General features: G+C 71.5%; 9 protein-coding genes and 2 tRNA genes. 6 read left to right on the top strand and 5 right to left on the bottom strand.

Annotated features, from left to right (window positions below):
* Positions 1 to 228: 228 nt before the first annotated feature.
* Positions 229 to 696 (bottom strand): EamA family transporter, encoded by a 468-nt coding sequence (locus H5J29_RS35130; protein WP_312858273.1) that lies wholly within the window; start codon positions 694 to 696, stop codon positions 229 to 231.
* A gap of 63 nt (positions 697 to 759) precedes the next feature.
* Between H5J29_RS35130 and H5J29_RS16965 the strand changes: the two genes are divergently transcribed.
* Genes H5J29_RS16965 through H5J29_RS16940 form a run of 6 tightly spaced genes read left to right on the top strand, consistent with a single transcriptional unit; the run spans position 760 to position 5,526 of the window.
* Positions 760 to 1,470 (top strand): hypothetical protein, encoded by a 711-nt coding sequence (locus H5J29_RS16965; protein WP_181781929.1) that lies wholly within the window; start codon positions 760 to 762, stop codon positions 1,468 to 1,470.
* A 3-nt stretch (positions 1,471 to 1,473) separates the two neighbouring features.
* The gene (locus tag H5J29_RS16960; RefSeq protein ID WP_181781925.1) at positions 1,474 to 2,295 is read left to right on the top strand and encodes an FtsK/SpoIIIE domain-containing protein; all 822 of its coding nucleotides are present in this window, start codon (positions 1,474 to 1,476) and stop codon (positions 2,293 to 2,295) included.
* On the top strand, positions 2,295 to 2,558 hold the full coding sequence (locus tag H5J29_RS16955) for a hypothetical protein (protein ID WP_181781924.1): 264 nt from the start codon (positions 2,295 to 2,297) through the stop codon (positions 2,556 to 2,558). Before H5J29_RS16960 ends, H5J29_RS16955 begins: the two co-directional genes overlap by 1 nt.
* A complete protein-coding gene (locus H5J29_RS16950; protein WP_312858272.1) occupies positions 2,555 to 4,210 on the top strand; it encodes a replication initiator in 1,656 nt (551 codons plus the stop codon). Before H5J29_RS16955 ends, H5J29_RS16950 begins: the two co-directional genes overlap by 4 nt.
* A complete protein-coding gene (locus tag H5J29_RS16945) occupies positions 4,211 to 4,390 on the top strand; it encodes a helix-turn-helix domain-containing protein (RefSeq protein ID WP_181781923.1) in 180 nt (59 codons plus the stop codon).
* Positions 4,387 to 5,526 carry a tyrosine-type recombinase/integrase gene (locus tag H5J29_RS16940; protein WP_220187525.1) on the top strand — a complete coding sequence of 380 codons (1,140 nt, stop codon included), beginning with the start codon at positions 4,387 to 4,389 and terminating at the stop codon, positions 5,524 to 5,526. Before H5J29_RS16945 ends, H5J29_RS16940 begins: the two co-directional genes overlap by 4 nt.
* Positions 5,527 to 5,603: 77 nt before the next feature.
* Here H5J29_RS16940 and H5J29_RS16935 read toward each other — a convergent pair.
* From H5J29_RS16935 to H5J29_RS16925, 4 genes are all read right to left on the bottom strand, one after another.
* Positions 5,604 to 5,679, bottom strand: a tRNA-Ala gene (locus H5J29_RS16935).
* A 12-nt stretch (positions 5,680 to 5,691) separates the two neighbouring features.
* The gene (locus H5J29_RS34375; RefSeq protein WP_220187524.1) at positions 5,692 to 5,802 is read right to left on the bottom strand and encodes a DLW-39 family protein; all 111 of its coding nucleotides are present in this window, start codon (positions 5,800 to 5,802) and stop codon (positions 5,692 to 5,694) included.
* A gap of 29 nt (positions 5,803 to 5,831) precedes the next feature.
* Positions 5,832 to 5,905, bottom strand: a tRNA-Ile gene (locus H5J29_RS16930).
* A gap of 50 nt (positions 5,906 to 5,955) precedes the next feature.
* The coding region (locus H5J29_RS16925) for a DUF3566 domain-containing protein (RefSeq protein ID WP_181781922.1) at positions 5,956 to 6,534 on the bottom strand (579 nt) is incomplete at its 5' end.

Here is a 6,534-nt window from a genome sequence, read left to right as displayed (position 1 = left end):
GGCGCCACGGACGCCATCCGGAGCGGGTCGCGGAGGAACTCACGCAGCACGACGGTCATGCGGCCAGCCTGGCGAGCCCGGCCGAACCCCGGTCGTCCACCGGGTTACCGGGCGATGATGCCCTGCGCCACGGACGCCCCCTCGAAGCGAGCCGGACACCACCCCGCGAGTCCCCCACTCTCGACGCGCGAGTCGGACACCTCAGCCGCACGAGTCGGACACCGGGCCTCAGCGCAGCGCCGGTTCCGCCGCGTCCGGGACCCCCACGCGCGCACCGGACCGCTCCGCCCCCACGCCCGCCGCGACCACGAACCCGATCCCCACGACCGCACTCGGGCCCGGCACCTGGCCCAGCGCCAGCAGGCCCACGACCAGCGCGATCGCCGGCTCGAGCGCCATCAGGGTGCCGAAGGCGGCGGTGGTGAGCCTGCGCAGCGCGAGCATCTCCAGGCTGAACGGCACCACCGGCAGCAGCACCGCGAGCCCGAGCCCCACGAGCACCAGGTGCAGGTCGAGCACACCGAACACCGCGGGATCCGTGACGGACAGGAAGACCGTGGCCGCCACGCCCGCGACCGGCATGGAGACGGCCAGCCCGCGCAGCCCGGTCGCCTCGTCGCCGACCTTCTGGGTCAGCAGGATGTACCCGGAGCACTGCGCCCTGTGTGACCGGCAGATCGCCCGACGCACCGCCACCCACCGCCACCACTGCTGTGCCCGACTGACCGCCGGTCTCGTCCCGGCAAGGAGGTACCTTTGATGTCCCGCCGCATGATCGTCCGCCCGAGCGACACCCGGAACAACCGGGTCGAGCCGTTCGAGGTCTTCACCCGCCCCCAGCGCTCCCTCCCGGCCCGGATCTCCGGGCTCGTGCTGCGGCTGCGCGCCGAGATCACCACCGCCGCCGTCCTGCTGCTCGCCTGGCTCTGGCTCACCGGCCTGGTCGACGGCTGGCCGGTCACCACGGCCTTCGGAGAGCTGATCACCGGCCCACCCGACACCCCGGACGACACCGGGCCGGCCACCGTCGGCGGGCTGCTGCTGTCCGCCCTCGTGATCGCGCTGCTCGTCGGAGCCATGTTCACAGTGCCGCGGTCTCGCCGATTCGTCGTCCGTCGCGGGTGGGCGGTGATGTCGAGGCACCGGCTGCGCGCGGTGTTCGTCGAGCGCCGGGTCATGAACTACACCGGGAACCTGCCCGTCATCGTCTGGGCGCGCCCCACCGCCGTGGGTGAGCGGGTCTGGCTGGTCCTGCGCGCCGGGATCGAGCTGGGCGACATCGAACGCAACCTCGACTACATCGCGTCGGGCTGCTGGGGCCGGGCTGCCCGTGCGGAGGCTCGCCGCTCGATGACGGCGCTGGTGGTCGTCGACGTCGTGCGCCGCGACCCGCTCTCGTCCGGCCCGGCCGTGGTCTCACCGATCCCGCACGTCGTTCCTGCGCCCGTGCCCGTTCTGGAAGGGGCCTGAACCATGAGCGTCCTGTCCCGCTTCACCCCGCGCCCTGCGCCGACTCCGGGCGGGCTGTCGATGTTCGACCCGGTCGCGCTGGGCATCGACGAGAACACGACGCCCGTGCGGATCGGGCTCGCCTACCGGAACATCCTGCTGGCCGGAGAGCCCGGCTCGGGCAAGTCCGGCGGGCTGAACAACATCGTCGCCCACGCCGCTCTGTCGCTGGACTGTCGGCTGTGGCTGATGGACGGCAAGCGCGTCGAGCTCGGCCTGTGGCGCTCCTGCGCAGACCGGTTCGTCGGCGCGGACATCGCCGAGGCCCTCGACACCCTCGCCGCTCTGCAGGTCGAGATGGACCGCCGCTACGACGACCTCGACGCCGCCGGCGCCCGGAAGATCGCCCCCGGCGGGGAGCCGCTGATCGTCCTGGTCGTCGACGAGGTCGCCTACTACTCGGCCACCACCGGCGACCGCAAACAACGCGACGCCTTCGCGATGCTGCTGCGTGACGTCGTCGCCCGCGGCCGCGCCGCCGGGATCATCACCGTCGCCGCCACCCAGCGGCCCTCCCACGACATCATCCCCACCAGCCTGCGAGACCTGTTCGGGTACCGGCTGGCGTTCCGGTGCACCACCGAGACCAGCTCCGACATCGTCCTCGGGCACGGCTGGGCCGCCCGCGGCGCGGACGCCTCGCTCATCGACACGGCCGATCGCGGCGTCGGATGGCTGCTCGCCGAGGGTGGTCTCCCGCGTCGGATCCGCTGCGCCTACCTCGACGATTCCACCATCACCGCCATCGCGTCGTACGCGGCCGAGCTGCGCGGGGGTGAGGAATGATGGGGCTGCACCGCTCCTCTGAGGCGACGCTGATCCACGTCGTGGTCACCGTCGTCACGCTCGCCGCCGGGGTCGCCGCCGTCGTCCCGACCGTCGAGTTCTGGTTCAACACCGTGGGCCTTGTTCTGCTCGGCGTTGGGGCGCTGTGGATCGTCGTCGCGCTCGTCCGGCGGGAGCTGCGCATCCGTCGTCGCCTCGCCGCCATCCGAGCCGAAGCTCCACCGGCCACTGCGCCGAAGTCCTGGAACCGGGAGGCAGCGTGAACGAGATCGAGGCCCCGGTGCCGGTGGGCAAGCTGGTCGCGCCGCTCGCCCGCCAGCTCGCCGAGACCATGGCCACTGAGGTCGGCGCCTGCGTGCGCCCCCTGGCCGTGCGCCGCACCGACACCACCACCGGCGCCACCACTGTCGTGCCCATTCCGTGCGGGACGACCCGCGCCTCCAAGTGCCCCTCCTGCGCGGACCGGGCGCGGAAGCTGCGGGTCTGGCAGGCACGCGAGGGCTGGCACCTCACCGAGGAACCCCGGATCCAGACCGCCGAGCCCACGCAGGAACAGATGGCGCTGATCGGGTACCGGGCCGACCTCGAGGCCGCCCGCGCCGCCGCGCTCGAGGCCGATGACCGACATCAGGTGATCGAGCTGGACCGCGCCATCGACGACTGCGAGACCCTGCTCCGCGGCGAAGGCATCCGCGGCAGCCTCCCGCGTCGCCATCCCGACGACGACAAGCCCCGCCGCCGCGTGCGTTCCACCCGCCGACGTCAGGACGTCCCGGATCTCCCTCGGCGGCGGGTCTCGGCCCGCACCACCGGCCGGACGTTCGAGGGCAAGGACGGGCGCACCTTTCAGCCCTCGACGTTCCTGACGCTCACGATGCCCTCCTACGGCCGCGTCCATGGCGACGGGACACCGGTCGACCCGAACCGCTACGACTACCGCCGCGCCGCCCGCGACGCGATCCACTTCGGGCTGCTGATCGACCGGTTCTGGCAGAACCTCCGACGCGCGTGCGGGTGGAACGTGCAGTACTTCGCCACCGTCGAACCCCAGCGCCGCGGGGCACCACACCTGCACGCCGCTATCCGCGGCACCATCCCGCGGGCGCTGCTCCGACAGGTCGCCGCCGCGACCTACCACCAGGTGTGGTGGCCCCAGCACGACCAGCCCGTCTACTCCGCCGACGCCCTGCCGATCTGGGACGAGACCCGCCCCGAGCCCTGCTACGTCGACCCAACCACGGGTGAGCCGCTGCGCACGTTCGACGAGGCCCTCGACGACATCGACGACGACCCCGACCTCCCACCCGCCCACGTCGTCCGGCTCGGAACACAGGTCGACGTCCAGGGCGTGCTCGGCGACAGCGACAAGGCCGGCGAGTGCCTCGGCTACCTCGTGAAGTACCTGACCAAGTCCATCGACGAGTGCCACACCGCCGAGACCGACCGCCAGGCCGTGCACGTCGAACGGTTCGTCCAGGCCCTGCGCTACGAGCCCTGCTCCGAACGCTGCGCGAACTGGCTGCTCTACGGCGTGCAGCCCGAGGGCGCCAAGGCCGGACTGATCCCCGGCCGCTGCAAGGGCAAGGCCCACAAGCCCGAACACCTCGGCTACGCCGGGCGCCGTTGCCTGGTCTCCCGCAAGTGGTCCGGCAAGAACCTCACCGAGCACCGCACCGACCGCCGCGACCACGTCCTCCGCGCCCTCGGCGCCGTCGGGATCACCCCGCGCCAGGCCACCGAGGACGACCCCGGCGACCGGTACGTCTGGACACCGATCCGACCCACCGACCCCGACCAACCCGACCGCGTCGAGCTGCTCATGCGCTCGATCTCCGAACGCCGGCGATGGCGCGAGCAGTACGAACGAGCACGCGCAGAACTTCCGGCAACCGAGACCCGAGGGGAGGTGGCGTAGATGGAACGGCAGCTGTTGACGGCCGAGGAGGTCGCCGAGGTCCTGCACATCGGCCGGACGCGCGTCTACGAGCTGATCTACGCGGGCCAGCTCCAGTCGATCAAGATCGGGCGGCTCCGGCGCGTGCCCGTGTCGGCCGTCGAGGAGTTCATCCGGCAGATGGTCGGTGAGGCCGCGTGACCGGGCGGCGCCGCGGAAGCGGGGAGGGCTCGATCTACCGCCGCGCGGACGGCAAGTGGGTCGCGATGCTGGATCTCGGCTGGGAGAACGGCAAACGTCGCCGTAGGGCGGTCTACGGCAAGACGCGGGCCGAGGTCGCCGCGAAACTCAAAGAGCTGCACCGCGCCCAGGAGGACGGCGTCGACCTCGCGGCCAAGCCTCGGACGCTCGCGGAGTGGCTCGACGAGTGGCTGAACGACATCAAGGCGAAGGACGGGACGCGGCCCTCGACGCTCGACCGCTATCGGCTCGTCGTCCGCCTGGACCTCGTGCCGGCGCTCGGGAACATCCGCGTGGACAAGCTGACGGTGCGAGACGTCCAACGCTTCCTGACCGCGAAGGGCGAGACCTCCTCCCCCGGCGGCGTCGCGAAGATCCACGCCGTGTTGCGGGCCGCGCTGTCGGACGCCGTGCGGTTCGAGCTCGTCAGCCGGAACGTGGCGAAGTCGATCAAGCTCCCGAGCAGCGCGGCGGCGGAGCGACGGGTTCCGACGACTGAGGAGATCCGGCAGCTGTTCGCGGCCGCCGAGGGGGACCGGTTCGGCGAGGTGTTCCGGCTGGCTGTCCTGCTCGGGCTACGGCGCGGGGAGCTGCTCGGGCTCCGCTGGACCGACGTCGACCTAGAGGATCGCTTTCTCGTCGTCCGGACGACGATTCAACGATCGGGGGGTCAGCTGCGTGTGGCCGAGCCGAAGACGCGCAGGTCGGCTCGTCGCATCCGGCTGTCGCAGAGTGCCGTCCGTGCGTTCGAGCGGCAGCGCATCCGGCAGGCCAAGGAGCGGCTCGCCGCCGGCTCGGCGTGGCAGGACCAGGGCTGGGTGTTCGCCTCGCAGATCGGCACACCCACAGAGCCCCGGAACCTGAGCCGGCGCTTCGTCCAGATCCGGCACGAGGCCGGGCTCGACTGGCTGCATCTCCACGACCTCCGCCACGCATGCGGGACGTACCTCATCGCCGAGGGCGTCGACCTGCGGACGGTGATGGAGGTGCTTGGGCACTCGACGTTCCGGCTCACGATGGACACCTACGCCCACGTGCTCGACGGCCAGCTCCACACCGCCGCGGACGCAATGGACCGGGCCTTCGGGGAGGACTGAGAGGTGCTGTGGCTACACGATTGGCAACACTCGGCCGGTGCGCGAGCAGGCTCCTCAGCGAATCTGCTGGTGAGCGGTGGTGGAGACGAGGGGAATCGAACCCCTAACCCCCGCCTTGCAAAGGCGGTGCTCTGCCAATTGAGCTACGTCCCCGTGGGGCACAGGTTACCTGGTGGTGGCCTCGTGCCACGGGTCGGCTGCCGGGCGGGCCTTGAGCTTCAGGAGCACGAGGATCGCGGCGCCTGCTGCGACGACCAGAGCGAGGATCTTCTTCACGTCGATCACCTTCACGGACGCCGAGGGAGTGGGCCTAGCTGGAGTTGAACCAGCGACCTCATCATTATCAGTGATGCGCTCTAACCAACTGAGCTATAGGCCCCTGCGGCGTGCAGAACTTTACAGGACCCTGCACGCCGCTCTCGCGGGGGGTCAGTCTCGCTCGGAGAGCGTGACCTCGACGCCGCCGACGAGGTCCGCCGAGACGTTGTAGACGAAGGCCCCCACCGTCATGGCGACCGCGAACAGCAGGCTGTTGATCGCGCCGATCACGGCGGCGAAGCCGAACACGCTGCCCGCGCTGATCAGCGAGCCGCCGCCGCCCTGGTCCCCGCCGGAGACGAGGTCCGCGTAGGTGCCGTTCAGCCGGTCCCACACGCCCATGCCGTCGAGCACGCCGTAGAGCACGCCGACCGCGACCAGCCAGATGAAGAACAGGACCACGGCCAGCACCAGGGCGAGCTTGAGAACCGACCAGGGGTCGAACCGCTTGACCTGCAACAGCGCCTGCCGCGGCGCGCGGCCGCCGACCTCCGGGACGTCCGCGTGCACCTCGGCCCGGGCACCGCCGAAGACGGCCGATCCCGAGGGGGCCCGGTTGCCGTCGATGTAGGCGGTGGGGGCCTCGCTGAGCAGGGACTCCACCGGCGCGGACTGCGGGGCGCTCCGTGGGGCCGCGCTCCGGGCGGCGGCCGGGACGTGGGTCTCGGTGACCTCCTCGCCCGACGCCCG

It is taken from the genome of Pseudonocardia pini (genome assembly GCF_013870575.1).
Lineage (GTDB): Bacteria > Actinomycetota > Actinomycetes > Mycobacteriales > Pseudonocardiaceae > Pseudonocardia > Pseudonocardia pini.
This window is presented reverse-complemented; position numbering and strand designations above follow the sequence as displayed.